Below are 26028 nucleotides of genomic sequence, written 5' to 3'. Positions count from 1 at the left end.
CATGGCAAGCAGTACGAACACTCAGGCCGCGGAATCGGTGCGGCGAGACGACTCGACGCTGCTGTCGCGGATCGTCGAGAACCCCCGACCGGGACTCCGGTGGGGCTCGGTCATGGCGGTCCTCGTCCTCGTCGAGCTGGGGGCCTTCCTCGGCGGCCTCCTCACGGTCGTCGAGGCGGCGCTGATCGGCGTCACGGGCCTCATCGAGGAGGCCCTCAAGCCGCTCTCGTCGTCGGCGTCCGGGGCGGTGCTGGAGTTCCAGCAGTCGACGGCCGGGTTCATCTCCGGGCTCCGCGACGGCACCACGGGCATCCCGACGCTGCTCAGCCGCGAACTCATCCCCAACCAGGGCTACCAGCCCGGGGGAAGCGGTGCCTGGGAAGGGACCTTCCTCAACCTGGCACCGCCGTACGCGTGGGCCATCCGCCTGACGCTGGTGGTGGTGTACGCGCTGTTCCTGGCCTACTGGCTGTTCCAGGGCTGGCTCGTCTTCCGCGAGCACTACCGGCAGGCCGACTGGTCGCCCACCGACGACATCATCGACAAGCTCCGCGGCCACCGCTGGGGCCAGTTCGGCATCATCGTGCTGGTGCTGTTCCTGACGATGGGGCTGTTCGGCCCGGCGATGGGGCCGACGACCGTCAAGCAGAACATCCTCTCGCCGTACTCGGAGGACTCCCAGATCCAGTACTGGTCGGAGGAGACCAACTCCGTCGAAACCGTCTTCGCCGGGGAGGCGAACTTCAACTCCAAGTCCATCGGCGCCGAGGACAGCAACGTCGGCCCGATGACCTACGACGACTACGGCCGGTTCCACCCGTTCGGAACGCTGACCAACGGGAGAGACCTGTTCACCTTCATGATGGGCGGGGCTCGCATCTCGCTCATCGTCACCGGGCTGGCCATCGGCCTCGGGACGTTCCTGGCCGGCGGGCTGGCGATGGTGTCGGCGTTCTACAAGGGTACCGTCGACCTGGGTATCCTGACGCTGGCCGACGGCGTCGTCGCGGTGCCACAGTTGCTGTTGCTGATCATGGTGAGCGCCGTGTTCGCCAACCACTGGCTCGGCGATATCCTGGACGGGGGCTTCCTGTTGGCGGTGATATTCGGGTTGACCATCTGGCCGTTCCTCTGGCGGGCGGTCCGTGGTCCGGCCCTCCAGGTGGCCCAGGAGGCCTGGGTCGACGCCGCCAAGAGCTTCGGCCAGCGCCCCCGGGTCATCATGCGTAAGCACATGTTCCCGTACATCATGGGCTACCTGCTCATCTACGCCTCCATGTCGGCGGGAGGCATCATCATCAGCCTCTCGGCCCTGTCGTTCCTGGGCAACGGGCTGGGGATCAGCCCGCCGACCCCGGCGTGGGGTCGTGCGGTCTCGCTGGGCCAGGGCCTGGTCTCGGGCCCGTCCTGGCACATCTCGTTCATCCCCGGCGCGATGATCGTGCTGCTCGTGACCGGGATGAACGCCTTCGGTGACGGGCTCCGGGACGCCATCGACCCCGAGAGCGACACCGGCGGCGGCGGTGAGGCCACGGCCGCCGGGGGTGGTGGCTGATGGCATCCCAGTCGCCCGCCGACGCGGGCGCGAGCGTCGAGGCCGACGAGGAGCCGCTGCTGTCGGTCAGGGACCTCCGGACGGTGTACTACACCGACAAGGAGACCATCTACGCGGTCGACGGGATCGACTTCGACGTCCGGCGGGGCGAGACCGTCGGCATCGTCGGCGAGTCCGGCTCCGGCAAGTCCGTCACCGCCCGCTCCATCATGGGGCTGATCGAGTCCCCCGGCAAGATCCTGGAGGGCTCCTCCATCCGGTTCGACGGCCAGGAGCTGACCGAGTTCACGCCGAAGGAGTACCAGCACATCCGCGGGAGCGGCATCGGGATGGTCTCGCAGGACCCCCAGCAGTCGCTCAACCCCGTCTACACGGTCGGCAACCAGATCATGGAGGCCCTGGAGGTCAACCGGGGTATGACCGGCGAGCCGGCCCGGGAGAAGGCGGTCGAGCTGCTGGAGGCGGTCGCCATCCCGGACGCGGCCCGGCGGCTCAACGAGTACCCGCACGAGTTCTCCGGCGGGATGCGCCAGCGGGCGGTTATCGCGATGATGCTGGCGTGTGACCCGGAGTTCCTGATCTGCGACGAACCGACGACGGCCCTGGACGTGACGATCCAGGCCCAGATCCTCGAGCTGCTGCGGGACCTGCAGGAGGAACACGGCCTCTCGATCATCTTCATCACCCACGACATGGGGGTGATGGCGGAGATCGCCGACCGCGTCAACGTGATGTACGCGGGTCAGATCGTCGAGCAGGCCCCCGTCGAGGAGCTGTTCGCGGACCCGAAACACCCGTACACGCAGGGACTGCTGGAGGCGATCCCCGGGCGGAACGCCGCCGGCGAGCAGCTCCGGACCATCGAGGGCGACGTGCCGACGCCGAACGCGCCGGCCGACCACTGCCGGTTCGCGCCCCGCTGTCCGGAGGCGTTCGACGCCTGTGACCGGATTCCCCCGCAGCAGGTGTCGGTCGGAGACGGCTCCGAGCACACCGCCTCCTGCCTGCTGTACCCCGAGGGGATGACCGAGGAGGAGCGCATCGAACACCACCGCGCGGCCGCGGAGGAGCGCGAACGTGGTCGTACCGACGACGGGAGCAAACCATGAGCAAGGTCACCGAGAGAGCACGGACGGAAGCGAGCCAGGAGACCCTGGTCGACGTCGAGAACCTGAAGAAGTACTACGGCGGGGAGGGGATGTTCGCAGACCCGCCGGTGAAGGCGGTCGACGACGTGAGCTTCGAGATCCGCCGCGGCGAGACGTTCGGGCTGGTCGGCGAGTCCGGCTCCGGAAAGAGCACGCTCGGCCGGACGCTCATCCAGCTCGAGAACGCGACCGAGGGCCGGGTCCTGTTCGACGGCCGGGATATCACCGAGCTGTCGGGGGACGACCTGAAACAGTGGCGCAAGAACGCGCAGATGGTGTTCCAGGACCCCGAGTCCAGCCTCAACGACCGGATGACGGTCGGCGAGATCATCGTGGAGCCGCTCTCGGCCCACGGCTGGAAGACGAAGCAGGACCGACGCGAGCGGGCGCTGGAGCTGCTCTCGGAGGTCGGCCTCCGCGAGGAGCACTACTACCGCTATCCGCACCAGTTCAGCGGCGGCCAGCGCCAGCGTATCGGCATCGCCCGCGCGCTGGCGCTCGAACCCGAGTTCATCGTGCTCGACGAGCCGGTGTCGGCGCTGGACGTCTCCGTCCAGGCGAAGATCATCACCCTGCTCGAGGACCTGCAGGAGGAGCACGACCTCACCTACCTGTTCATCGCCCACGACCTCTCGGTCATCCGGCACATCTGCGACCGGGTCGCCGTGATGTACCTGGGGAAGATCATGGAACTGGGCGAGACCGAGGAGATGTACGAGAACCCCGCGAACCCGTACACCCAGTCGCTGCTGTCGGCCATCCCGACGCCGGACCCGACGGCCGAGCGGACGCGGATCACCCTGCCCGGAACGCCGCCGAGCCCGCGGGACCCGCCCGTCGGCTGTCAGTTCTCGACCCGGTGTCCGGCGAAAATCCACCCCGAGGAGTACGCCGACCTGAGTGACGAGGTGTGGGACGCCATCGAGCGGTTCCGCGAGATCGTCCGCGAGCGATCCCGCCAGGAGCTGGGCCTGGTCGACCAGGCCCGGCTGCGACTGGGCCGGTTCTCGAAGTACGACGACATCGACGATGCCGTCGAGGACCTCTTCGGGGAGCTGGAGGTGCCCGACGAGGTGGCCGCGGCGGTCGACGAGGCGAGCGAGCAGGTGAAGGCCGGCGACCCCGGCGAGGCACGCCAGCAGCTCTACGACGAGTTCGGCGGCATCTGTGACCGTGAGCGCCCGGACTTCCACCCCATCGGCAACACCGGTCGGAAGAGCTACTGTCACCGCCACACCGACGAGTACGAGGATCCCGAGCTGGTGATAGAGCGGCGGATCGATGACGAGTGACCGGGTCCTCCGGGTCGTCGACTTCGTCGCCTGGGTGGCCGCGCTCTCGGGCGCGGTCGTCGTCGTCGCGGGGACCCCGGCACTGCTCATCGGCGGACTGCCGGCCGTGAAGCAGTTCCTGTTCGTCGTCGGGATTCTCATGTTCGGCTACGCCAGTTTCGCCATCCAGCCCGAGCGACCCCACCGCGACGGGCAGATGGTGACGGCCAGCCGGGACACCGAGTCCGAGTTCGAGGCCCGGCTCCAGGACACCCTCCCCGTCGAGGAGCGGCTCCCCTACGACAAGCGGGTCAGCCGCGACACCAAGCTGTTCGTCAGCAGCATCGTCGTCCTGGTGGTCTCGCTGCTGCTGGAGCTGGGGCTCGGCGTTCCGGGGTGACGGTCGTGGGTCGGGGGGAACTCGGTCGGATGGTCGGTCGGCCAGGGGCTTCCCACCTGTTCGTGCCAGTGAGAGCGCCCGCAGAACCGGTCGGGACAGACGTGCCCGCCATCTGACGCGCCCCCGCCGACACACCATTTATCCACGCCGGCGCCAATCCACCAGTATGGTCCACCTGAACTCTGATGAGGCCAATCCCGACGAACTCGAACGGATCGCCCGTGCGCCGGACGTGGTCCGGAACGGATGGAAGCGGACCATCGAGGAGGTCCGGGCGATGGCCGACGCCCGCGAGGAGGAGGGGTACGAGACGCTGACCGTCTTCGCGGCCGACACCGCGACGGTCGCGCCCGGTGACGTCGAGGAGGACCGCTGGGGGCTGAGCTACCTTGTCGACAGCAGCGACGCCGAGACCGTCACCGAGTTCGACGAACGGACCGACTTCGACGAGACCGCAGTCTACCAGAACCAGTCGAGTGGCAACGTCTTCATCGCCACCGAGTGCATCGACCTGGACAACGAGGCCATCCTCCTCATCGCGGGGGCCTACCGGATGCGCCTGGCCGCCGACCTCGTCCGGACCGCCACCGCCGCCGAGAAGATGTACAGCCACATCCGCCAGGGCGACGGCACCGTCATCGCCACCGTCGAGCACGAGGACGCCGAACGCTTCTTCCCGAACCCCGACGAGTTCTACGCCTACGAGGTCACCGGGACCCCCGCCGACACACTCCCCGACGAGGCGCTCGAGGACGACGAGCCGTCGGACTCGGAGTGACCTGCAGACTCGCCTCGATGATTCGCGCGTAAATCACTGGGGCGAAGAACTGGGAGCTTGTTCTCCAGGTAACGAAATTAACTGTTGTTCTCGGACTCTATCCGGCTCAGTTCCCGTCGGCCAGCGTGTAGACCGCGCTCACCTGGACGGTGACGGTCACGTCGCCGGGGGTGAAGGTGGTCGGGGTGCCGGACTCGGCGCCCCCGTCGTCGGCCGCCCGGTCGTAGTAGAACACCGGGCCCGCAGGGGAGCCGACCGACAGCGACCGGACGCCGTCGACCGAGAGGCCGGCCGCGCTCGCCACGGCGTCGGCGTCGGCACGGGCGTTCTCGGTCGCCATCGTCAGCGCCGCGGTCCGGGCGGCGGCGCGGGCGTCGTCGGTCAGCCCGAAGCGGACCGCATCGACGCGGACGGTGCTCTCGCCCGAGCGGCGCTCCTCGGCGGCCGCGATGGTGGTATCGACGGCCTCGCCGGCGCGGTCGGGCGTCGTGGTCACCTCCAGGCCGTGGGTGGCGCGGTAGCCGCGCAGCTCGCGGCCGTCGCGGGTGTAGTCGTAGTCGGCGACGAGCGAGAAGCTGGTCGTCTCGACCGTCTCGAAGCCCGCATCCGCCAGCGCCGTGCGGACCGCCTCGGTGTCGGCGGCGACCCGCTCGCGGGCCTCGGCGGCCGTCGGCGCGAGGGCGGTGACCGTCAGGGAGACGACCGCCTCGTCGGGGGCGGCCGAGACCTCACCGACGCCGGTCGTGTGGACCGTCGGGGCCGCGGTGTCGTTCGAGGCGGCGACCGGGTCGGAGAGGGCGGCCGAATCGGCGGGGAGGTCTGCGACAGGACCGGTGTCGGCGGCGACGCTGAAGGTTGTACAGCCGGCCAGCAGGAGCAGCAGGGCCGTCGCGACAGCCGCGACGGAGCGTCTCGGTGTGGACATACCGTCCCGGACGCCGTCAGCGGAGATATAGCGAGCGGAACGTCAAATGGGCGTTTGAGCGGTTCTGAACGGAGAAAATAGGACTCCGGGGGACGATTGTCCCCGGTCGGAGCCGTCAGTTCGTGCTCGTGGCGTTGTAGGTGACCAGCGCCTGGGCGCGGACGGTGACGGTACCGCCCTCGAAGGTGGTGCTGGCGCCGCCGCCGTCGCCCGCGGCGGCGAAGGCCGCGGTCTCCTGGACGCGGTACGGCCGGACGCTCGTCTCGGCGGTCTCGACGGTCGAGACACCGGTGATGTCGAGTCCGGTTCCCTCGGCGGCGGTCTCTGCCTGGGTACGGCCGACCTCGACGGCCTCGGCGAGCGCCTCGTTGCGGAGGTCACGGCGCGTCTCCTCCGTGAGCGTGAACTCGACACCCTCGACGCGGTTGGCGCCGTTCTCCAGCGCCGTCACGACCGTCTGGCCGGCACGGGAGGTGTTGTTCAGCGTGATGGCGAAGGCGTGCTGGCCCTGGTAGCGGGGCTGGTCGGGGTTGCGCTCGGGGTCGTAGCGGTAGTTCTGCCGGATGTCGTACCGGGTGGTGACGACCTGCTCGGCGTCGATTCCGGCCTCGGCGAGCGCCTCGCGCATCTCCGTGGCGTTGGCCGCGAGCCGGTCACGGATGATCGAGATGTCGTCCGAGCGGGCCACGACCGCCACGCTGACGACCGCGCGGTCGGGTTCGGCCTCGGCCGTGCCACTGGCGGCGACCTGGATGGTCCGGGCCGGGTCGGCCGGTGCCACGGCGGGCTGGCTCCCGCCGCCGCCGGGTTCGGCGTCGGGGTTCTGGTTCACCCCATCGCTGGGGGCGCCTGTCAGTCCGAGCGGGGCGCTGCATCCGGCGGTCACGAGGAGGACCGCCAGGCTCAGCGCGGCGATGCTGCGTCGCATGCATCCCGGCCTGGAACGGGGTGGGAAAAGTGTCTCGTCGAATGTCAAACGCCCGTTTGAGCGTCGACGCCGGGGGGACCGCCGCTCGCGTGGGGCCCGCTCGCGGGCGGGGCGGGGCGGGACAGCCGCTCGGCGTGCTCGACGGTGACGAAGCGGACCTCCAGCCGGACGTCGTGGCCGACGGCGGCGTCGATGGTCGCGTCGAGCGTCGTCACCAGTCCGGCCGTATCGGTCCCCGGCGGCACCCCGACCGTGACGCTCACCCCCGTCGGGCGGTCGAAGATGAGGTACCGCTGGCTGGTGTCGATGCCGACGTCGAGGCGCTCGACCCCGGGGTACTCCTCGACCAGCGCGTCGTCGATAGCGGTCTGGATCGCGTCTTCGGTGCGAGCCTGCTGGTAGGAGTCGTAGGTGACGCCACCGAGGAAGACCGAGAGGAGGGCGATGGCGACGAGGAGCGCGCCGACGCGTTTGATGGTCGCCATCCGGGCCCCCTTCGCCTGGAGGAACCCCTCGGGGGCGTAGCCGGCGTAGTAGAGGACGATGAGCGCCGCCAGTTCGATGGAGAGCAGGTTGACCAGCGTGAGGACGCCCGCCGAGAGCGCGACCGCCTCCAGCCCGTAGGCGATGCCGATACCGATGGTTGCGGCGGGCGGGATGAGCGCGACGGCGATCATGACGCCGACGAGCGCGGTCGAGACGCCGGTGGTGAGCGAGATCGCGCCCGCGGTCCCGGCCCCGAGCGCGACCGCGAGCGAGAGGAAGTCCGGCGAGAGCCGCTCCCGAACCTGCTCGATGGCTCGCGGGTCGGTCACCTGGACGAGGTTGGTCGCCTCCACGAGGAACGCAAAGCCCGTCGCCGCCAGAACCGAGAGCAGGACGCCGATGGCCTGGAACTTCACGCCGCGGCGGAACAGTTCACCGTCGTCGATGACGGTCCCAACGGCAGCGGCCATCGCCGGGCCGATGAGCGGCGCGATGACCATCGACCCGACGACCGTCGCCGGCGAGTCCAGCAGCAGTCCGGCCGTCGCGACCACCGCACTCACGACCGTCAGGGAGACGTAGGTCGCGGGGGTGGAGGCGAGGCTCTCGGCGGTCTCGCGGAGCTCGACCTGGGCGATGCGGTCCTCGCTGGGTTCCTCCTCGGCGAACCGCTCCTCCAGCGACTCGAACTGCCCGGAGGTGACGGCCTGGGCCTCCGTCACGACCGTCATCGCGTCCCCGTCGACCCCGATATCCTGTAGCGATGCGAGCACCGGTTCGACGGCGTTGGTCGGGAGCGGGAAACTCACTACGTGCGTGTAGCGGTCGCTGGTCTCCTCAGTGACCGTGTAGTCGATGCCCTCCTCCTCGAGGAGCGCGACGGCCTTGCCGTACGTCCCCGGCGGGAGCGAGGCGTGGACGAGTCGCACGGGCGAGTCTGTCGCGGGCCCCGGATAAGTACTCGTGGTTCGGCCGGCGGCGGGCACCGACCGACACCGCCCCGAACCGCCGGCGGGTACCGCCCGAAACGTCTTCCCCGGTCGGCCGCGAGGGGGCGGTATGCGCATCGCGGTACCCAACAAGGGACGCCTCCACGAGCCGACGCTGGACCTCCTCGAGCGAGCGGGCCTCCACGTCGAGGACGGGAGCGACCGGAAGCTGTACGCCGACACCGTCGATCCGGACGTGCAGGTGCTGTTCGCCCGGGCTGCCGACATCCCCGCCTACGTCGCGGACGGCGCCGCCGCGGTCGGCATCACCGGCCGCGACCAGGTGTCCGAGCACGAACACGGCGCGGGACTCGCGGAGCTATTGGACCTGGAGTTCGGCAAGTGCCGGCTCGTCCTCGCGGCCCCCGAGGACGGCGACGTGACCGAGGCCGCGGACCTCGAGGGCGGCACCGTCGCCACGGAGTTCCCGACCGTGACCCGGAACTTCTTCGCGGGGACCGACGTGAGCCCGGACATCGTCGAGGTGTCGGGCGCGACGGAACTCACGCCGCACGTGGAGATGGCCGACGCCATCGTCGACATCACCTCCACCGGGACCACGCTCCGGATGAACCGACTCGCGGTCGTCGAGGAGGTGCTGCAGTCCTCCGTGCGACTGTACGCGAACCCGTCGCGCGCCGACGACGAGAAGGTCCGCCAGCTCACGACCGCGCTCGAGAGCGTCCTGGCGGCCGAGGACAAGCGCTACCTGATGATGAACGTCCCGAAGGACCGGCTCGCGGCCGTGGAGGAGGTCATCCCCGGCATGGGCGGCCCGACGGTGATGGACGTCGACAGCCGGGCATCCTCGACGCCCGGGGACGAGGGCGACGACGGACAGGGGGCCGTCGCGGTCCACGTCGTCGTCGACGAGCGGGAGGTGTTCGAGACGATCACCCGACTGAAACAGGCCGGTGCACGGGACATCCTCGTCACCGAAATCGAGCGCCTGGTCGAGTAGGGGACGCGAGGAGGGAAGGCTTACAAGCGCATGGACCGCACGTTCCGGTGATGGACGACGAGGGGTCGGACCGGCCACCGTCGGACGACGCCGACGACGAGTCCGAAGAGCCGTCCGAGGCTGTCGACGAGCCAGCGAGCGACGGCTCCGACAGCGACGGGTCCGAGGAGGACGGCACCGACGAACCCGTCGACGAGTCCGAAGAGCCGTCCGAGGCTGTCGACGACCCCGAAGAGGACGGCGACGACCCCACGGATGCGAGCGACGAGCCCGTCGAGGGGGGCGACGACGACCGTCCGCTCGACGCCGAGGACGACCCGGGGGCCGCGGCCGACGAGCGCGTCAGCGACGGTCCGTACGGGGCCGACGCCGAGGAGCCCTCGGAGACGGATGCCGACGCGCAGGGCGACACCGACGCCGACCCCGAGACGGACACGGAGCCGGTCTCGCAGTCGGACCTCGAACCCGCGGGCGACCCCGACAAGCAGTGGGGGCCCGAGGACACCGAGGACTGGGAGGACCCGTTCCCGGACGTCGAGATGGAGACGCCGGAGTACGACCCCGACGAGGACGACGAGTCGTACCCCGCGAACCCGAACGTACCCGAGCAGTCGGTCGAGGGCGACCGCCAGGGCGAGATGCCCGCCGCCCCGCCGGCCGAGGCCGACGGCGCCGCAGGGGAGGCCCCTGGTGCCAGTCAGACGGAGTCCGACGGCGGGTACGCGGACCCGACCTCCACGACGACCGTGGAGGGCTACCAGGACGGGCCGGCCAGCGACGAGGAGATGCCGCTGGCCGACCACATCGAGGAGATGGTCCGGCGGCTGGGCGTGGTCATCGTCGTGCTGGCGGTGGTCTCGGCGGTCGTCTTCCCGTTCGCCGAGCGGATCATCAACTTCCTCTGGTTCACCTACCTGCCCGGCCAGCTCGCCCAGTGCCCAGCCAACCCCGACATCGCCCAGGGCGGTGCGGCCTGTGCCCGCGTCTACAACCCGCTGGCGCTCATCTTCGCGCGGCTGAAGATGGCCACGCTCGCGGGGCTCGTCATCTCGCTCCCGGTGTTCGTCTACGAGACCTACCTGTTCATGCGGCCCGGGCTCTACCCCAAAGAGCGCCGCTACTACCTCGCCAGCGTCCCGACCAGCCTCATCCTCGCGGCGGCCGGCGTCGCCTTCGCGCACTTCCTGGTCCTGCCGGCCATCTTCACCTACTTCGTCTTCTACTCGGAGGACGCCACCGTCATCGCGTTCGGCCTGACCGAGACGTTCGACCTGATGGTGCTGATGCTGGGCGGCTTCGCCATCATCTTCCAGATTCCCCTGTTCATCAGCCTCGCGCTGATGATGGGTATCGTCACGCGGGGATGGATGGCGAGCAAGCGCCTCTACTTCTGGGGCGCGTTCGCCGGCCTGGCCTTCCTGTTCAGCCCGGACCCGACCGGGATGGCGCCCATCATCGTCGCGGCGACGATGATCGTCCTCTTCGAGGGGACGCTCCTGCTGGCGAAGTGGACCGGGCGGAAGTGACCGGCCGGGGCCCGACCGTCGCTCGACGCCGGTCGACCGCCACGCGACGGTCCCCGGTCGCCCCGTGCCGGCGCCCGACCGAACCATCCGGGGTCGCAAGGCACATACCCCAGGCTGCCGACCCGCGGGTATGAGCGACGGGGACGACGGCGACGGCGGGCCCCGGGGGCCCGAGCGCGACGGCCGGCTGTCGCCCGAGGGCAACCTCCTGCTCATCTTCGGGCTCGCCGCAGCAGCCCTGACGGCTCTCTACGCGGCCGGAAACGGCAGCGACTTTCCGACGGTGCTTCTTTTGGGCGGTATCGCGTCTGTCACCTCGCTGGGTGCCGTCGTGGTTGACCTCACCCGCTCTGACTTTCGACCCTCAACAGGTCTCTATGGAATAATCACGCTCTCGGCAGCTGCCGCCGCCGTCTTGGCGTACGTATACGACGGAGCCCTACTGACCGCCGTTGGCCTCGGCGTCGTCGCTATCGCCAACGCGATGCGTGTCATCGAGGTCGACTTCCGGGATGAGGACTCGCTGCTTGACCCACTCGTGGAGGATGATGAGGACGAATCAGGCGAAGAAGGGTCGAGCTGAGTCTATTGAAACAGAAAATCCATATTTTCCCATATATCTCTCGTATTCGTCCCCGGGGATAGGTATAAGACAGAAGTCTGTCAGCCAGTCGCTCAGTCGTCGGCCGGGCCGCCGCTCCCGCCGGTCTGCTTCGCGCCCATCCGCAGGTTCACGTCGCCGGTGCCCAGTTTGATGGGCTTGCCGACGATGACGTTCTCCGTGACGCCGTTGAGGTCGTCGACCTCGCCGTGGATGGCCGCGTCGAGCAGGTGGTTGACCGTGACCTCGAACGCGGCGCGGGCGAGCACGGACTGCTTGTTGCCGGAGATGCCGTGCCGGCCGATGGACTCGATGGTGCCGCGGTTGGTCATGATGTCCGCGACCAGCATCAGGTGGCGGATGTTCACGTCGTCGAGGCCCTGCTCCTCGAGCGTGTTCATCGTCTCCTCGATGATGGCCTCGCGGGCCGCCTCGATGCCGAGCTCGGCGCGGATCTCGTGGATGTTGTTGCACGTCGTCCGGGAGGCGTCGACACCCTCGATCTTCAGGGCGTCGCCGAAGGCACTTCCCTCGGTGTAGAGGACGAACTCCTCCTCGGCGTCGAGCTCCTCGGCGATCTCGGGGTCCTCGATCTCCTCCTTCCGGATGACGACCCGGGACACCTCGTCGATGCCCTTGAACACGATGTCGCGCAGCTCCTCGACCTGCTGGAGCAGGTCCCGGTAGGATGGGTCCTCCGGGCCGAACTCGATGGCCGACCCGTCCGTGCCGACCATCGTGCTCGTCTCGACACCCAGCTTCTTCTCGATGGTGGAGGCGATCTCCTCGACGATCTCGGCGGTGTCGTCGACCGTGGGCCAGCGCTCGTGGAGCGTATCCTCGTTGAGGTCGATGCGGACGATCATGTCCGCGACGTTCGTGGACACGTCACCCAGCGCGAGGATGCGGGTGGCCTCGATACCCCAGACGACCTCGTGGGCGCGCTCGCGGTCGACCGCGTATTCGTCCTCGAGGTGGACCGTCATCATCGGCGTGTCCGGGGTCTTCCGGGCGTCGACCAGCTCGATGAGCCGGGGCAGCCCCTGCGTGACGTCGATCTCCGCGACGCCCGCGTAGTGGAAGGTGTTCATCGTCATCTGGGTGCCGGGCTCCCCGATGGACTGCGCCGACACCGTCCCGACGGGGTCGAGCGGGTCGACACGCGTCTCGAGGTAGCGTGACTCGACGGCCTGGGCGATCTCGTCGACCTTCTCGGTGGGCACGTCCCGGCCCTCGATGGCCTCGTACACCTCGTCCTTGAGCCGTCGCGGGAGGTCGGTGTCCTCGACGAGCGCCTCGGCGTCGTCGGAGACGTCGTAGTCAGTCATCCGACTCCACCTCCGTGCTCGTGCCGGCGGTGCGACCGGTCTTCCAGGAGTCCTGGTGCTCCGAGATGTTCGTCTCGACGGCCGCGCGCGAGAGGAACTGCTCCTTCTCGGCCTCGTCCGCGAACTCCTCGTCCATGACGCGCTCGGTGATGGCCTCCACGTCGATGTCGTTGTCGTCGCTCGAGGAGACCTGCACCGGGGAGGTGCCGTCCTCGCCGAACTCGAACTGGACGATGGTGTCGGAGGTATCCCGGACGGTGCCGTCGTACTGCGTCTCCAGTTCCGACAGCGCGTTGATCAGCCGCCGCTGGAGGTAGCCGGACTTCGACGTTCGAACGGCGGTGTCGACCAGGCCCTCGCGGCCGCCCATCGCGTGGAAGAAGAACTCCCGCGGGGTCAGCCCGTTCCGGTAGGAGTTCTCCACGAAGCCGTGGGCGTCGGCCGACAGGTCGTCGGGCAGGTAATGGGAGAGCGTGCGGCCCTCGTAGCCGCGGTTGATGCGCTCGCCCCGGACCGCCTGCTGGCCGACACAGCCGGCCATCTGGGTCAGGTTCAGCATCGACCCACGCGCGCCGGAGCGCGCCATGACGACGGCGGGGTTGTCGTCGTCGAAGTAGTCCTCCGCGATGTCACCCGCGGAGTCACGGGCCTTGCCCAGCGTCTGCATGATCTTCATCTCCAGCGTCTCGTCGACGGTGCGGCCGGGCAGCGACTCCAGCTCGCCGGCGTCGTAGGTCGAGATGAGTTCCTGGACCCGCTCCTCGGCGTTCTCGATGGCCTCGTCGATCTGGGCCTCGGCCTCGGGCTCGATGGACTCGTCGTCGATGGCCAGCGAGAACCCGAAGTGCATGATCGAGCGCATCGCGAGCGTCGCCACCTCGTTGACGAACTGCCTCGCGCGGGTGTTCGAGTGGAGCTTGCAGATGGTGTCGACGATCTCGCCGCCGAACGCCCCGACGGCGTCCTCGTCGATGGTCCCCTCCGTCAGCTGGCCGTCCTCGATGAGGACCGTGTCGCCCGCGCTGGAGGTGAACTCCAGGTCGAGGTCGTCGGGCAGGAGCTCCGAGAAGACCGTGCGGCCGGTCCAGTACGGCTCGCCGGTCTCCTCGTCCTCGCCGTCGGAGGCGGGCAGTTCGTCGATAGAGGTCGCCCGGAGCAGGTCCAGCGCCTGCGTCTCGTTGAAGTGCGGGTTCTCGTGGGTGAGGAGGTAGGTCCCGGAGATGTGGTCCTGGATGGCGCCGATGATGTTCTCGCCGAAGCGGGGCGAGAGGATCTGCTCCTGGACCCGCATCAGCACCCGTGCCTCGGCACGCGCCTCCTCGTTCTGGAGCGCGTGCATGTTCATCTCGTCGCCGTCGAAGTCGGCGTTGTACGGCGGGCAGACGACCGTGTTCAGGCGGAACGTCTTGTACGGCATCACGACCACCTCGTGGGCCATGATGGACATCCGGTGGAGCGACGGCTGCCGATTGAAGATGACGATGTCGCCGTCGATGAGGTGACGTGCGACCTCCCAGCCGGGCTCGACCTTCTCGGCGAGCTCCTCGCAGTTCTTCTCGGTGACCTTGAGTCGGCGGCCGTCCGGCCGCCGGACGTAGTTCGCACCCGGATGCCCTTCGGGGCCGTTGGAGACGTACCGGCGAGCGTCGGCCAGGTTCCGCTCGTTGACGTTCATCGTCTGGGTCATCTCGCTGGCCACGCGCTCGGGGACGCCGACCTCGTTGAGCGAGAGGGTCGGGTCCGGCGAGATGACGGTCCGGGCGGAGAAGTTGACACGCTTGCCGGACAGCGAGCCACGGAAGCGGCCCTCCTTGCCCTTCAGGCGCTGGGAGAGCGTCTTCAGCGGGCGGCCCGAGCGGTGCCGGGCCGGCGGCGTGCCCGAGATCTCGTTGTCCATGAACGTCGTCACGTGGTACTGGAGCAGTTCCCAGAGGTCCTCGATGATGAGCTGGGGCGCACCAGCCTCACGATTTTCCATGAACCGCTGGTTGATGCGGATGATGTCGACCAGCTTGTGCGTGAGGTCGTCCTCGGAGCGCTGGCCGTTGTCCAGCGTGATGGACGGGCGCGCCGTCACGGGCGGGACCGGCAGGACGGTCAGGATGATCCACTCCGGTCGGGACTTCGAGGGGTCGATGCCCAGCGTCTCGATGTCCTCGTCCGGGATGTCCTCGAACCAGTCCCGGATGTCGCTGGGCATCAGCTTGTTCATGTCCTCCTCGGTGAGGTCGATGGAGAGGGCCTTCTCCAGCTTCTTGCGCATGTCCTCCTTCGGCCGGAACTCGGCCGAGAGGATCTCGTTGATGCGCGAGACCTCGATGCCGGTCTCCTCGGAGAGCTCCTGGGGCGGCATCGGCTCGCGCTCGGTGTCCTCGTCCTCGTCGAGCTGCGTGACCGGCCGGCCCTCCATCGCGGCGGCGACCATCTCGGAGTACTCCGAGTGGAGCACGTCCTGGACCTCGTAGTAGGTGGTCGGCTTCTCGTGCTGGATGTCGTACTGGACCTCGCCACAGTGCGGGCAGCGGTCCTTCTTGCGGGCCTGCCGGATCGCCGCTTTGGTCACGTCGTTGAGGTCCTCACCGAGCTGGCGAGTTCGGGTGAGCCGCGAGCGGAACTCGCGGGCCTCGTCCTCGGTCAGGCAGAGCCGCGAGCACTCCCGGCACGTCCCGCGCAGCAGGCGCCGGATGAGCTTCGAGAACCCGACGTGGATGACGGGCGCGGCCAGCTCGATGTGGCCGAAGTGGCCGTTACAGGAGCCGCTGTGCTTGCCGCAGGTCTTGCACTCCAGCCCGGGGTCGATGACGCCCAGCCGGGGGTCCATCAGCCCCATGTCGATGGGGAACCCGTCGTCGTCGTACGTGTCGGCCGTGATGACCTTCGTGGCCGACATCTCGCGGTACTCCTCGGGGTCCATCAGCCCGAAGCTGAGCGACCCGATCTCCTTGGGGGATTGGCCTGTTGACATAGTGGATTAGACCGCGTCCGCCAGTTCGACGCGCGGGGCGATGCCGAGCGCCTTCATCTCGTCCAGGAGGAGCTTGAACGCGTAGCTCATCTCCACCTCGTGGACGTCCGTCTCCTCGCCGCAGTTGGGGCAGTAGACCCGGCGCTGCTCGACGTTCTCGACCGCCGTCATGCCACACTGGGCACAGACGTAGATCTGCTCGCGGTCGGACTCGTCCAGCAGCCGTTCCTTGAGCGCCAGCGCCGCGCCGTGCCCGATGAGCACGTCGCGCTCCATCTCCCCGACACGGAGGCCGCCCTCGCGGGCACGGCCCTCGGTCGGCTGACGGGTCAGCACCTGCACCGGGCCGCGCGAGCGGGCGTGGATCTTGTTCGAGACCATGTGGTAGAGCTTCTGGTAGAAGATGGTCCCGACGAAGATCTCGGCCTCGATACGCTCGCCCGTGACCCCGGAGTACATGACCTCCTTCCCGGAGTCCTTGAAACCGCGGTCGATCAGTGCCTCACGGAGTTCCTCCTCGTCCTCGCCCGTGAAGGCGGTACCGTCGACACGTCGGCCCTCCAGGGAGCCGACCTTGCCGCCCAGCATCTCCAGCACGTGACCGACCGTCATCCGCGACGGCAGCGCGTGCGGGTTGAGGATGAGGTCCGGCACCACGCCCTCCTGCGTGAACGGCATGTCCTCCTGGGGGGCGATGTGACCGACGACACCCTTCTGGCCGTGTCGGGAGGCGAACTTGTCCCCGAGTTCCGGGATACGCTCGTCGCGCACGGAGACCTTCGAGAGCTTCGAGCCGTCCTCGCCCTCCATCAGCGTGACCGTGTCCACGACGCCCGATTCGCCCGAGCGCATCGTGACACTCGTCTCCCGGCGCTTCTGCGGCGAGAGGCCACCCATGTCGTCGGGCTCCTCGAGGAACCGCGGCGGCGAGGTCTTCCCGAGCAGGACGTCGTTCTCGCCGACGCGCGTCTCGGGGTTGACCAGGCCGTCCTCGTCGAGATGCGTGTAGGCGTCCTCGCCGCGGGCGCCACGCACCTCGTCGTCCGGGATCTCGAAGCGGTCCTCCTGACCGCCCGGGTAGCGGCGCTCCTCGCCCTCGTAGGTCCGGAAGAAGTGCGAGCGAGCGAGCGCGCGGTCGACGCTACCCTCGTTCAGGACCAGCGCGTCCTCGATGTTGAACCCCTCGTAGGACATGACGGCGACGACGAAGTTCTGTGCCGCCGGGCGCTCGTCGTAGCCGATTTGCTCGGTCGTCTGGGTCTTGACCAGCGAGAGCTGCGGGTAGTGCAGCAGGTGCTGGCGCGTGTCCGGCCGGATACGGTAGTTCGCGCTCGGCAGCCCCAGCGACTGCTTGATCATCCCCGACCCCATCGTGATCCGCGGGCTCGCGTTGTGCTCCGGGTAGGGGATCATCCCCGCGCCGATACCGAAGATGAGCTGCGGGTCGATCTCGAGGTGGGTGTGCTGCTCGGTGAGATCCGTCTCGTCGACGGCGACGTAGATGTCCTCCTCCTCCTCGGCGTCGATGAACTCGACGTAGCCCCGCTCGACGAGGTCCTCGAACGCCAGTTCGCCCTCCTTCATCGCCTCGACCTCCTCCTCGCTGGCGAGGGGCTCGCCGTCCTCGATGACCAGCAGCGGGCGCCGGGCCCGGCCGGCGTCCGCGTTGACGATGACCTCGTTGGTGCGTCCCTTGACCGAGACGTTGACCATGTCACTGATTTCGCCGCGCCGCCGGGCCTCGCGGATGTTGTCCGCGAGTTCCCGGGGCTCGGGGTGCGTTCCGACCAGACTGCCGTTCACGTAGACCTTGGCTTCTCGTCCCTGACTCATGTCGTGTTGGTGTGCCGCGTTCGCGTGTTCGGGTGTGCCGCCACCGTGCTCGTGTCCTGCATCGTGTCAGTCGTCCGCGGGCTGGGTGCCCGGCGTCTCGACACCGGGGATGCCCTCGACGCCCATCGTCGCGAGCTCGCGCTTGAGCTCGATCTCGTCCTCGACGTTCTGGCTCAGCTCCATCGCCTGGGCGAAGTTCTTCACCAGCCCACAGTTCGGCCCCTCCGGCGTCTCGGAAGGACAGATGCGCCCCCACTGGGTGGCGTGCAGGTCACGCGCCTCGAAGTGGGGCTGGCTCCGCGAGAGCGGCGAGCGGAGCCGGCGCAGGTGCGAGAGGACACCCATGTAGTCGGTGCGGTCGACCAGCTGGCTCACGCCCGAGCGCCCGCCGACCCAGTTCCCCGTCGCGATGGGGTGCTCGAGGCGCTCGGTCAGCACGTCCGAACGGACGACGGTCGACACCGAGAGGTTCCGGTTGCGCATGTTGGCGCGCTCGAGCTGGTACTTCACGTCGCGTGCCAGCTTGTTGAGCGCCGTCCGGAACAGGTCCTTCATCAGGTCGCCGCTCACCTTGAGGCGCTTGTTGGCGTAGTGGTCCTTGTCGTCGGAGTCGCGCCGCCCGAGCGCGAGCTCGAAACACGCCTCGGCCATCCGGCAGAGGTAGTAGGACTTGTTGATGCGGACCTCCTCCTCGTCGACGCCCTCCTCGTGGAGGTGCGGCAGGAGGTAGCGGTCGATGACGTAGTTGGCGCGCTTGAGCTGGTAGTTCTTCCCCTGGCCGCTGGCGACGCGCTTGCCCAGCTTCTCGATGGCCTCCTCGGTCGTCTCGACCTCGGCGGCCTCCAGGTTCTCCAGCATGAACTTCACGACCTCGGGGTCGTCGCTGACCCGGTGGACGATCTCCTCGTCGGATTCGAGGCCGAGCGCCCGCACGAGCGTGACGAAGTTGATGCTCCCCGAGACCGACGGGAACGAGACCTCGAGCAGGCCCTCGCGGTTGCGCTCACAGAGCACCAGCGCGCGGTAGCCCCGGCGCTGGCTGAACGTCTTCGCGACCTGGATCTCGTCGCCGTACTTCGAGTCGTACTCGGCGAGGATCTTGTTCGGCGCGAGGTCCTCGCTCGTCATCAGGACGCGCTCGGAGCCGTTGACGATGAAGTAGCCACCGGGGTCGGCGGGGTCCTCGCCGATCTCGATGAGCTCCTCGTGGCTGAAGTCCGCGATGTTGCACTTGTCCGAGCCGATCATGATCGGCATCCGGCCGACCTTCGTCTCGGACTGGTCGACGATGTGCTCCTCCTCCTCCTCGCCCCCGCGCACGATGGTCATTTCCATGAACACCGGCGCGGAGTAGGTGATGTTCCGCAGGCGGGCCTCCTGCGGGTAGAGCAGCTCCTCGGAGCCGTCCGCCTCACGCACGCGCGGCGTCGTGATGCGGACGTTGCCCAGGTCGACGCGGACGGGCTCTTGCCCTTCCTTGTCGCCGATGTCGGTGTCGATGGTCTCCTTCTCGTCGACCACCTCCTGCATCCCGCTGTTGAGGAACGCGTTGAACGAGCGGAAGTGGTGCTCGGCCAGGCGTTCACGGGAGAAGTACTGTCGCGAGATCGTCCGACGGGTCTCTCTGTCCATGCTCATTCTACCACCAGTCGATACACGATGGCCTGGTCTGTCGTCCGGGAATCACGGGTCACCTTCACCACGTCGCCCGGCTCGGCGTCGATGGCCGAGAGGCCGGGGTCGCGGCGCTTGATCTTCGGCAGGTCGGTGCGGTCGATGTCGTACTCGTCGAGCACCTCCTCGAGGACCTCCTCATCGAGAAGCTCGTGCTCCGGAACGAGTTCGTGGTCGGTTACGTCTACCATGGGTGGGCGGGTGAGAACACGGTCACGAGATACTACAGCCAGTTATCGGCGGGCCGATAATAAGCGTTGCTGAACGCGACGGCTACCGCTACGCGTCACCGGTCCGGCCCCCGGTGGGCCGCCGACCGGGTGCCCCGCCAGGGGCAGCGTATGCTCTCCCAACGTGCGAGAGTACTAAAAACATGACGACGTTGCGAACACACCTCACACCGACCGTGTCCCCACCGTTCATCGGTCGCCGTCCGATTCCTGTGCCACGCCCACACACCACCGATGCGTCGCGGTATCACGGGACGACTCGGTCACAGGTTGGAAAGCCTTAAGTCGAAAACCGGGCTACGAAGAGTTGCACGCCCGGATGGTGTAGTGGCCCATCATACAACCCTGTCACGGTTGTGACGCGGGTTCAAATCCCGCTCCGGGCGCTTTCCTCTCCGCGAATCGAAGCCCGAGCGGCCGCTTCGGCCAACCCTTTTCGCCGACGGCGATGCAGTCCAGGCTGTCGTGAGGAACAGCAAGGACAGAGGTGACGAGACCGAGGCATACGTCCTGCAGGAGCTCGTAACACGGGGCTACAGCGTCTCGGTTCCGTTCGGTGACAACGACAAGTACGACCTCGTACTCGATGACGGTGAAGCACTGTACCGTATCCAGTGCAAGACCGCCTGGTCGAACAAACCGGAGACCATCCGATTCAACACGCACTCACAGACGACGAGGGATGGGAGCTATCACGAGGAGACGTACGAGGGGGAGATCGACGCGTTCATCGTCAGATACCCGGCTGAGGAGACGCTCTACTGGGTCGACGTCAACGAGGCAACCGAGCAGAAGATGGAGCTCCGCTTCTCGGCAGATATCGACCATCCACGTATCAACTGGGCGGAGTCCTACGAACTGGGCGACGAAATACCGCAGTAGCCTGCACCACTTCGTCCCTGGCCCCCGACCACAATTATAAGATTCCCGAGTCAATACGGTCGGTGTAGTGATGACCGACGTGACCCGGTGTCGACAGAACTCGGTGGTAGGCGCCCGGGGACGAGCGGCGCGGGGGGGTGAGCGATGACCGCAGACGACGCCACCCGGACGGTGCTGGTGGTCGACGACGAGCCCGACCTGGCGGACCTGTACGCGGCGTGGCTCGACGAGGGGCACGAGACCCGGGTCGCCTACGGGGGGAACGAGGCCATCGAGGCGTTCGACGAGGACATCGACGTGGCGCTCATCGACCGGCTGATGCCCGAGATGTCGGGCGACGAGGTGCTCAGGCACATCCGCGAGACCGGGTACGACTGCCAGGTGGCGATGGTGACGGCCGTCGAGCCCGACTTCGACATCATCGAGATGGGCTTCGACGATTACCTCGTCAAGCCCATCCTGCGCGACGAGCTGCTGGCCGCGGTCTCGAACCTGTTCTCCCGGGCGGACTACGACAGCCAGCTCCGCGACCTGTACGCCCTGGTGTCGAAGCGCGCGGCGCTCGTGACCCAGAAGAGCGAGGAGGAGCTCTCCAGCAGCGAGGAGTACCGGGAGCTGGAGGCCCGCATCGAGGCGCTCCAGTCCGAGCTGGACCGGACGGCGACGGAGCTGGACAGCGACGACTTCGAGGTCGCGTTCCGGAAGCTCTCCGAGAACTGAGCGTTCGTCCTACCCGCCGTCCCCCTCGTCCGTCGCGACGACCGTGTTCTCCAGCCGACCGATACCCTCCACCTCCAGCGCCACGGTCGCGCCGTCCTCGAGGAACTGCCCGAGCTCGAGCCCACAGCCCTCGCCGACGGTACCGGAGCCGAGCACGTCGCCGGGGTGGAGCGGCTCGCTGTCCGAGACGTGCGCGACGATGTCGGCGAACGAGTGGTGCATCTCGCCGGGGGTGCCCTCCGACCACGTCTCGCCGTCGACCTCGGCGGTCATGGTCGCCGCGGTCGGGTCGAACGCGTCCGCCGTGACGAGGTAGGGGCCGAGCGCGTTGGCGAAGTCCTTCCCCTTCGCCGGACCGAGGTTCGCGTCCATCTCCTCGCCCTGCGTGTCCCGCGCGGAGAAGTCGTTGAACACGGTGTAGCCCGCGATGTAGTCGTCGGCCTCGTCGGGATCGAGGTCGGTGCCCCGCTTGCCGATCACCGCGGCCAGTTCGAGTTCGTAGTCCCAGAGGTCGGAGTAGTCGGGCCACGCCACCGTGTCGCCCGGGCCGACCACCGTATCGGGGTTCCCCTTGTAGCAGACGGGGATGTCGAACCAGACCGCGGGCGGCTCGCCCAGCGTGTTGCGGACGTGCTCCTCGTAGGCCATGAAATCGCGGAGCGTGTTGGGTCGGGGAATCGGGGCGAGCAGACGGACGCCGTCCTCGGCGGGGGAGAACCGGACGCGAGCGCCGTCCTCGGTTCGGACGTGCTCGCCGGCATCACCGTCGGCCCGTGCCGCCGACCCGTCGGTGTCGCCGGGAGCGGGAACGCCATCGAGTGCCTCGCGTGCAGCGTCGAGTGCCCGGTCCCCTCGGCGGAGGAACTCGCGTATGTCAGATGGCGTCACCGCGGCCGCGTGCTCGCGGGCAGCCGGTTCGCCGTCACGCTCCAAGAGCCACGTGTAGCCGCTGGTCACGTCGACCAGCGACCCCGGGTCGGTCTCCGCGCGGTCCTCGTCGCGGACACAGAGCCGGCGCTCGCGGCCGACCGGCGTCTCGACCTCGATGGTAGCGAGTCTCATCGGGAACCACCTCCGTCCCCGACCCTCATCCCACCGTCGGTCGCGAGTTCGTCGCCGCCATCGGCGAGCGTCCCGGGCTCGAACATCGCCACCGGGCGGACCCAGCCCGCCGAGGCACCCTCGATGCTGACGGGGAAACAGACCACCGGCACGTCCGTCCTCCGGGGGAGCCGGTCGAGGTTCGCCATCTTCTCGATCTGGCAGTACTCCACCTCCCGCCCGGCGAAGTGGGCCGGCCACAGTTCAGCGTCCTCGCCCGAGTCCGCGAACCGGCGGCCCATCTCGGCGAACGGCTTGTCGAACCCGTACGCGTCGGTGCCGATGACCCGTACGCCCTGCTCGACGAGGTGCTTCGTCGCCGCGGCGCCCATCCCCGGGAACTGCTGGAGGTAGGCGGCCTCGCCCCACAGCTCGTCGGCGCCGGTCTGGAGGAAGACGAGTTCGCCCGCACTCAGGTCGTGGTCCAGCGCGTCGAGGCGGGCGTCGATGTCGTCGGGCGTGATCTCGGCGCCGGGCTCGATGTCCCGCACGTCCAGCACCACGGCGTTCCCGCGGCACCACTCCAGGGGCACCTCGTCGATGGTCCGGGCGGGCTCGCCGCCGGATTCGGCGCCGTAGTGCCACGGCGCGTCGAGGTGGGTCCCCGTGTGGGGGATGGCGTGGACCTCCTCCCAGGCGAGCCCCTGGCCGTCGGGGAAGTCCTCGGCGTCGACGTCGTAGCCCAGTCCCTGCAGGTTCTCCGAGAGCAACTGCGCGCCGTCGGCGTGGTCGAAGTACTCCACGTCGGGGGGCCAGGGCTCGCTGGCCGCCCCGGGTTCGAGGCCGATACTCAGGTCGACGAGTTCGGCGTCCGCGAGCGAGAGCATCGGGTGGAGTGCGGGTGGCTGGACCGTATAGGTTGGCCCGGCGGGTTCTCAGAGCAGGCCCGCCACCACCGTCCCGAGCCCCACGGCCACCAGCGCCCCGACCAGGTTCACGACCGCGTTCCGCACCGCCCGCCAGCCGTAGCCACCCTCGGCCAGCCGGACCGTCTCGTACGCGAACGAGGAGAACGTCGTGAACGCGCCGCAGAAGCCCGTCCCCGCCAGGAGAAGCAGGTCGCTCCCGACTGGCACCGCGACCAGCACGCCCAGCAGGAACGAGCCGATCACGTTCACCGCCAGCGTGTCGTAGGTGGCCTCCTCGATGCGCTCGCCGAGGAGGTGGCGCGCGAGCGCGCCGGCGACGCCGCCGAGGCCCACCAGCAGCGTCGGGTCGGTCATGCTAGCACCCGGGCGACGACCTGCCCGAGACCGATGGCGGCGAAGCCGAGCGCGTAGTTCAGCGCGACGTTGGCGACGGCGAGCATCGGCATCCCGGCACCCGCGCCGATGCCGGGGAGCCCGGCGAGCGCGGCCGTCTCGACGGCGAACGTCGAGTACGTCGTGAACGACGAGCAGAAGCCGGTACCGACGACGAGTCGTGTCTCCGGGCCGAGGCTCCCGACGAGCCGGTTCTCGTAGAGGAGGAGACTCAGGAGGAAGGCCCCGGCGACGTTGGCCGCGAGGGTGCCCCACGGGAGCGCCTGGGCCGGCAGGGCCTCGGCGACGGCGAACCGGAGCGCGGCCCCGACGAATCCGCCGGCCGCGATGAGCAGGAACGGTTCCAGCCGGCCGAGGCGCTCGCTCATGCCCGAACGCGGCACGCGAGACCGCTTGTAGGATGTGGAATCCGTGCGGCGGGCCCACGAAGGTTCAAACCGGATGCCGCACCAGCCGCCCCGTGCGAACGAGACGACTCTCCGAGGACGACCGCGGCATCGAGGGGCTCCCTGTCCGGCTGGTCATCGCGCTGGTGGTGGGCGTCGCCAGCCTCGGCGTGATGCTGAACATGGTGTCCGGCCTGTCGGGGCTTGGCGTGACGGAACTCGACGTGGCCCCCCACCCCGAGGTCACCGCCCCCGGCGAGACGAACGTGACCGTCCGCGTCGTGGACCCCGACGGCGGCGGGGTAGCGAACGCGACCGTCGTCGCCCGGAGCGGCTCGGCCCGCCTCGACGGGCCACGGGTGGCGAAGACCGACCGGAACGGCACGGTCAGGATGCGGCTCGACCCGAAACTGGGGGCCAACCAGGCCGAGGGGACCGTCGAGTTCGACGTGAAACCACCCGCCGGAAGCCCGTACGTCGACCGGCGCGGGAACACCGTGCTGCTCGTGGTGCAGGGGTGAACGCGCGAACGCTCGGCCGAGCCAGCCGACCGCCATCGCTCGGCCGAGCCAGCCACAGGGCGGGACTGAAAGGGGCCGGCGGCTGCGGGAAGCACGACGACGCAAGCACCGCAGGGAACGCCCGGAATGGCGCGAACGCAGTGAGCGCCACACGCCCGGACCCCGAGGAGCACAGCGAGGCGCGCGACCGCAGCCGCCGGGGGCGTTCAAGAACTGCTCGCTGGCCCCGTCAGTTCGACCACTACCACGCAAGCCACAGCCTCCGACCTATAGACCCGAAGCCTTACGCGAGAACGCCCCGACCCGACGGCCATGACCGAGGACGCCGACGCCGCCGACCTGGCCGAGCGGGTCCGCGAGGGCGACCTGCGCCTGTACGAACTGGAGGAGCACGCCGACGCCGCGACCGCCGCGGCCGCCCGCCGGGAGTTGCTCGCCGCCGAGACGGCGGCCGACCTCGACGCCATCGGCTCGTACACCTTCGACGCGGCCGACGCCGAGGCCAACATCGAGAACATGGTGGGCGCCGCGCAGGTGCCGATGGGCGTCGTCGGGCCCGTCCCCGTCGACGGCGAGGCCGCCTCCGGCGACGAGTACCTCCCGCTCGCGACGACGGAGGGCGCGCTAGTCGCGTCCGTGAATCGGGGCTGTGCGGCCATCCGGGCCGGCGGCGGCGCGACCGCCCGGGTGCTGAAGAACGCGATGACCCGGGCGCCCGTCTTCCGGGTCCGGGACGTGGGCGAGGCCAGCGAGGTCGCCTCGTGGGTCCGGGCGAACGTCCCGGCGCTGCGCGAGGCCGCCGAAGCGACGACCAGCCACGGCGAACTCCGGGACGTGACCCCCTACGTCGTCGGGGACAACGTCTTCCTCCGGTTCGCGTACGACACGAAGGACGCGATGGGGATGAACATGGCAACCATCGCGACCGAGGAGGCCTGCGAGGTCGTCGAGGCCGAGACGCCCGCCTCGCTCGTCGCCCTGTCGGGCAACCTCTGCTCGGACAAGAAGCCCGCTGCGGTCAACAGCGTCGAGGGGCGGGGCCGCACCGTCGCAGCCGATGTCATCATCCCCGCGGAGACGGTCGAGTCCGTGCTGAAGACCACGCCCGACGCCATCGCGGAGGCCAACACGCGCAAGAACCTCGTCGGGAGCGCCAAAGCGGGGTCGCTGGGCTTCAACGCCCATGCCGCCAACACCGTCGCCGCCGCCTTCCTCGCAACCGGGCAGGACGCCGCGCAGGTGGTCGAGGGGAGCAACGCTATCACGACCGCGGACGTGCGCGAGGTGGAGACCGAGGACGGAACCGGGGAGGCCCTCTACGCAAGCATCACGCTCGCGTCGCTGGAGGTGGGCACCGTCGGCGGCGGGACGAAGCTCCCCACGCAGGCCGAGGCGCTGGACGTGCTCGGGGTGCGGGGCGGCGGCGACCCCGCCGGCTCGAACGCCGATGCGCTCGCGGAGGTCATCGCCACGGGGGCGCTGGCCGGCGAACTGTCCCTCCTGGGCGCGCTCGCCTCCTCGCACCTCGCGAGCGCGCACGCGGAGCTGGGGCGGTAGG

24 protein-coding genes and 1 tRNA gene are annotated in these 26028 nt (G+C 68.9%); 13 read left to right on the top strand and 12 right to left on the bottom strand.

Features of this window, described 5'->3' with window-relative positions; genetic code table 11:
- Nucleotide 1: 1 nt before the first annotated feature.
- The 5 genes from P2T62_RS03140 (at nucleotide 2) to P2T62_RS03120 (ending at nucleotide 5152) form a co-directional block, all read left to right on the top strand.
- Nucleotides 2-1555: an ABC transporter permease gene (locus P2T62_RS03140; RefSeq protein ID WP_276260035.1), complete on the top strand. Its 1554-nt coding sequence runs from the start codon at nucleotides 2-4 to the stop codon at nucleotides 1553-1555.
- Nucleotides 1555-2664: an ABC transporter ATP-binding protein gene (locus P2T62_RS03135; protein ID WP_276260034.1), complete on the top strand. Its 1110-nt coding sequence runs from the start codon at nucleotides 1555-1557 to the stop codon at nucleotides 2662-2664. The genes P2T62_RS03140 and P2T62_RS03135 overlap by 1 nt, the downstream gene beginning before the upstream one ends.
- Nucleotides 2661-3995, top strand: a complete 1335-nt coding sequence (locus P2T62_RS03130) for an ABC transporter ATP-binding protein (protein ID WP_276260033.1) — start codon at nucleotides 2661-2663, stop codon at nucleotides 3993-3995. Before P2T62_RS03135 ends, P2T62_RS03130 begins: the two co-directional genes overlap by 4 nt.
- The gene (locus P2T62_RS03125; protein WP_276260032.1) at nucleotides 3985-4374 is read left to right on the top strand and encodes a DUF7555 family protein; all 390 of its coding nucleotides are present in this window, start codon (nucleotides 3985-3987) and stop codon (nucleotides 4372-4374) included. The genes P2T62_RS03130 and P2T62_RS03125 overlap by 11 nt, the downstream gene beginning before the upstream one ends.
- Before the next feature lie 166 nt (nucleotides 4375-4540).
- Entirely contained in the window at nucleotides 4541-5152 is a 612-nt protein-coding gene (locus P2T62_RS03120; RefSeq protein WP_276260031.1) for a DUF7529 family protein, read from the top strand.
- Nucleotides 5153-5258: 106 nt separating this feature from the next.
- Here the strand turns inward: P2T62_RS03120 and P2T62_RS03115 are convergent, their stop codons facing one another.
- The 3 genes from P2T62_RS03115 to P2T62_RS03105 form a co-directional block, all read right to left on the bottom strand.
- Nucleotides 5259-6077: an SIMPL domain-containing protein gene (locus tag P2T62_RS03115; protein ID WP_276260030.1), complete on the bottom strand. Its 819-nt coding sequence runs from the start codon at nucleotides 6075-6077 to the stop codon at nucleotides 5259-5261.
- 115 nt (nucleotides 6078-6192) lie between these two features.
- Nucleotides 6193-7005, bottom strand: a complete 813-nt coding sequence (locus P2T62_RS03110; RefSeq protein WP_276260029.1) for an SIMPL domain-containing protein — start codon at nucleotides 7003-7005, stop codon at nucleotides 6193-6195.
- Between the two features lie 44 nt (nucleotides 7006-7049).
- The gene (locus P2T62_RS03105; RefSeq protein ID WP_276260028.1) at nucleotides 7050-8420 is read right to left on the bottom strand and encodes a TIGR00341 family protein; all 1371 of its coding nucleotides are present in this window, start codon (nucleotides 8418-8420) and stop codon (nucleotides 7050-7052) included.
- A 130-nt stretch (nucleotides 8421-8550) separates the two neighbouring features.
- Here P2T62_RS03105 and hisG point away from each other — a divergent pair, with 130 nt between their 5' ends.
- From hisG to P2T62_RS03090, 3 genes are all read left to right on the top strand, one after another.
- The gene (hisG, locus tag P2T62_RS03100) at nucleotides 8551-9441 is read left to right on the top strand and encodes an ATP phosphoribosyltransferase (RefSeq protein WP_276260027.1); all 891 of its coding nucleotides are present in this window, start codon (nucleotides 8551-8553) and stop codon (nucleotides 9439-9441) included.
- A gap of 50 nt (nucleotides 9442-9491) precedes the next feature.
- Nucleotides 9492-10967, top strand: a complete 1476-nt coding sequence (gene tatC / locus P2T62_RS03095) for a twin-arginine translocase subunit TatC (RefSeq protein ID WP_276260026.1) — start codon at nucleotides 9492-9494, stop codon at nucleotides 10965-10967.
- Between the two features lie 130 nt (nucleotides 10968-11097).
- On the top strand, nucleotides 11098-11550 hold the full coding sequence (locus P2T62_RS03090) for a hypothetical protein (protein ID WP_276260025.1): 453 nt from the start codon (nucleotides 11098-11100) through the stop codon (nucleotides 11548-11550).
- Nucleotides 11551-11642: 92 nt separating this feature from the next.
- On the opposite strand, the gene rpoA2 is transcribed toward P2T62_RS03090, so the two are convergent.
- The 5 genes from rpoA2 to P2T62_RS03065 form a co-directional block, all read right to left on the bottom strand.
- Nucleotides 11643-12896: a DNA-directed RNA polymerase subunit A'' gene (gene rpoA2 / locus P2T62_RS03085; RefSeq protein ID WP_276260024.1), complete on the bottom strand. Its 1254-nt coding sequence runs from the start codon at nucleotides 12894-12896 to the stop codon at nucleotides 11643-11645.
- Nucleotides 12889-15861, bottom strand: coding sequence for a DNA-directed RNA polymerase subunit A' (locus tag P2T62_RS03080; RefSeq protein ID WP_276260023.1), 2973 nt, complete (start codon nucleotides 15859-15861; stop codon nucleotides 12889-12891). Before P2T62_RS03080 ends, rpoA2 begins: the two co-directional genes overlap by 8 nt.
- A gap of 6 nt (nucleotides 15862-15867) precedes the next feature.
- Complete coding sequence (gene rpoB, locus P2T62_RS03075) at nucleotides 15868-17694, bottom strand: DNA-directed RNA polymerase subunit B (RefSeq protein WP_276260022.1); 1827 nt, start codon at nucleotides 17692-17694, stop codon at nucleotides 15868-15870.
- A 66-nt stretch (nucleotides 17695-17760) separates the two neighbouring features.
- Nucleotides 17761-19326 carry a DNA-directed RNA polymerase subunit B'' gene (locus tag P2T62_RS03070; protein WP_276261670.1) on the bottom strand — a complete coding sequence of 522 codons (1566 nt, stop codon included), beginning with the start codon at nucleotides 19324-19326 and terminating at the stop codon, nucleotides 17761-17763.
- A gap of 2 nt (nucleotides 19327-19328) precedes the next feature.
- Entirely contained in the window at nucleotides 19329-19559 is a 231-nt protein-coding gene (locus P2T62_RS03065; RefSeq protein WP_276260021.1) for a DNA-directed RNA polymerase subunit H, read from the bottom strand.
- A gap of 352 nt (nucleotides 19560-19911) precedes the next feature.
- Between P2T62_RS03065 and P2T62_RS03060 the strand changes: the two genes are divergently transcribed.
- The 3 genes from P2T62_RS03060 to P2T62_RS03050 all read left to right on the top strand — a co-directional run bounded on the left by P2T62_RS03060 (nucleotide 19912) and on the right by P2T62_RS03050 (nucleotide 21200).
- Nucleotides 19912-19984 (top strand) — tRNA-Asp (locus tag P2T62_RS03060).
- A 79-nt stretch (nucleotides 19985-20063) separates the two neighbouring features.
- Nucleotides 20064-20480, top strand: a complete 417-nt coding sequence (locus tag P2T62_RS03055) for a group I intron-associated PD-(D/E)XK endonuclease (RefSeq protein ID WP_276260020.1) — start codon at nucleotides 20064-20066, stop codon at nucleotides 20478-20480.
- Between the two features lie 144 nt (nucleotides 20481-20624).
- On the top strand, nucleotides 20625-21200 hold the full coding sequence (locus P2T62_RS03050; RefSeq protein WP_276260019.1) for a HalX domain-containing protein: 576 nt from the start codon (nucleotides 20625-20627) through the stop codon (nucleotides 21198-21200).
- 9 nt (nucleotides 21201-21209) lie between these two features.
- Here the strand turns inward: P2T62_RS03050 and P2T62_RS03045 are convergent, their stop codons facing one another.
- From P2T62_RS03045 to P2T62_RS03030, 4 genes are read right to left on the bottom strand one after another with little or no spacing between them, the layout of a single operon-like run.
- Entirely contained in the window at nucleotides 21210-22262 is a 1053-nt protein-coding gene (locus tag P2T62_RS03045; protein WP_276260018.1) for a fumarylacetoacetate hydrolase family protein, read from the bottom strand.
- Nucleotides 22259-23128 (bottom strand): cyclase family protein, encoded by an 870-nt coding sequence (locus P2T62_RS03040; protein ID WP_276260017.1) that lies wholly within the window; start codon nucleotides 23126-23128, stop codon nucleotides 22259-22261. Before P2T62_RS03040 ends, P2T62_RS03045 begins: the two co-directional genes overlap by 4 nt.
- Before the next feature lie 48 nt (nucleotides 23129-23176).
- The gene (gene crcB, locus P2T62_RS03035; protein WP_276260016.1) at nucleotides 23177-23524 is read right to left on the bottom strand and encodes a fluoride efflux transporter CrcB; all 348 of its coding nucleotides are present in this window, start codon (nucleotides 23522-23524) and stop codon (nucleotides 23177-23179) included.
- Nucleotides 23521-23931, bottom strand: coding sequence for a fluoride efflux transporter FluC (locus P2T62_RS03030; RefSeq protein ID WP_276260015.1), 411 nt, complete (start codon nucleotides 23929-23931; stop codon nucleotides 23521-23523). The genes crcB and P2T62_RS03030 overlap by 4 nt, the downstream gene beginning before the upstream one ends.
- A 32-nt stretch (nucleotides 23932-23963) precedes the next feature.
- On the opposite strand from P2T62_RS03030, the gene P2T62_RS03025 reads away from it, so the two are divergent.
- Both P2T62_RS03025 and hmgA read left to right on the top strand, forming a co-directional pair.
- Nucleotides 23964-24470 (top strand): DUF7382 domain-containing protein, encoded by a 507-nt coding sequence (locus P2T62_RS03025; RefSeq protein WP_420028407.1) that lies wholly within the window; start codon nucleotides 23964-23966, stop codon nucleotides 24468-24470.
- Between the two features lie 312 nt (nucleotides 24471-24782).
- Nucleotides 24783-26027 (top strand): hydroxymethylglutaryl-CoA reductase (NADPH), encoded by a 1245-nt coding sequence (hmgA, locus tag P2T62_RS03020; protein WP_276260013.1) that lies wholly within the window; start codon nucleotides 24783-24785, stop codon nucleotides 26025-26027.
- The last annotated feature ends 1 nt before the right edge of the window (nucleotide 26028 follow it).

The organism is Haloglomus litoreum, from assembly GCF_029338515.1.
GTDB classification, from domain to species: Archaea; Halobacteriota; Halobacteria; order Halobacteriales; family Haloarculaceae; genus Haloglomus; species Haloglomus litoreum.
This window is presented reverse-complemented; position numbering and strand designations above follow the sequence as displayed.

Coding starts and splice junctions, on each gene's coding strand:
- P2T62_RS03115 (WP_276260030.1), bottom strand. CDS start 6,077: ATGTCCACACCGAGACGCTCCGTCGCGGCTGTCGCGACGGCCCTGCTG.
- P2T62_RS03070 (WP_276261670.1), bottom strand. CDS start 19,326: ATGGACAGAGAGACCCGTCGGACGATCTCGCGACAGTACTTCTCCCGT.
- P2T62_RS03025 (WP_420028407.1), top strand. CDS start 23,964: ATGTGGAATCCGTGCGGCGGGCCCACGAAGGTTCAAACCGGATGCCGC.
- P2T62_RS03090 (WP_276260025.1), top strand. CDS start 11,098: ATGAGCGACGGGGACGACGGCGACGGCGGGCCCCGGGGGCCCGAGCGC.
- P2T62_RS03045 (WP_276260018.1), bottom strand. CDS start 22,262: ATGAGACTCGCTACCATCGAGGTCGAGACGCCGGTCGGCCGCGAGCGC.
- P2T62_RS03065 (WP_276260021.1), bottom strand. CDS start 19,559: ATGGTAGACGTAACCGACCACGAACTCGTTCCGGAGCACGAGCTTCTC.
- P2T62_RS03140 (WP_276260035.1), top strand. CDS start 2: ATGGCAAGCAGTACGAACACTCAGGCCGCGGAATCGGTGCGGCGAGAC.
- P2T62_RS03040 (WP_276260017.1), bottom strand. CDS start 23,128: ATGCTCTCGCTCGCGGACGCCGAACTCGTCGACCTGAGTATCGGCCTC.
- tatC (WP_276260026.1), top strand. CDS start 9,492: ATGGACGACGAGGGGTCGGACCGGCCACCGTCGGACGACGCCGACGAC.
- crcB (WP_276260016.1), bottom strand. CDS start 23,524: ATGACCGACCCGACGCTGCTGGTGGGCCTCGGCGGCGTCGCCGGCGCG.
- P2T62_RS03050 (WP_276260019.1), top strand. CDS start 20,625: ATGACCGCAGACGACGCCACCCGGACGGTGCTGGTGGTCGACGACGAG.
- P2T62_RS03135 (WP_276260034.1), top strand. CDS start 1,555: ATGGCATCCCAGTCGCCCGCCGACGCGGGCGCGAGCGTCGAGGCCGAC.
- rpoA2 (WP_276260024.1), bottom strand. CDS start 12,896: ATGACTGACTACGACGTCTCCGACGACGCCGAGGCGCTCGTCGAGGAC.
- P2T62_RS03030 (WP_276260015.1), bottom strand. CDS start 23,931: ATGAGCGAGCGCCTCGGCCGGCTGGAACCGTTCCTGCTCATCGCGGCC.
- P2T62_RS03110 (WP_276260029.1), bottom strand. CDS start 7,005: ATGCGACGCAGCATCGCCGCGCTGAGCCTGGCGGTCCTCCTCGTGACC.
- P2T62_RS03120 (WP_276260031.1), top strand. CDS start 4,541: ATGGTCCACCTGAACTCTGATGAGGCCAATCCCGACGAACTCGAACGG.
- P2T62_RS03080 (WP_276260023.1), bottom strand. CDS start 15,861: ATGTCAACAGGCCAATCCCCCAAGGAGATCGGGTCGCTCAGCTTCGGG.
- P2T62_RS03130 (WP_276260033.1), top strand. CDS start 2,661: ATGAGCAAGGTCACCGAGAGAGCACGGACGGAAGCGAGCCAGGAGACC.
- hmgA (WP_276260013.1), top strand. CDS start 24,783: ATGACCGAGGACGCCGACGCCGCCGACCTGGCCGAGCGGGTCCGCGAG.
- P2T62_RS03125 (WP_276260032.1), top strand. CDS start 3,985: ATGACGAGTGACCGGGTCCTCCGGGTCGTCGACTTCGTCGCCTGGGTG.
- rpoB (WP_276260022.1), bottom strand. CDS start 17,694: ATGAGTCAGGGACGAGAAGCCAAGGTCTACGTGAACGGCAGTCTGGTC.
- hisG (WP_276260027.1), top strand. CDS start 8,551: ATGCGCATCGCGGTACCCAACAAGGGACGCCTCCACGAGCCGACGCTG.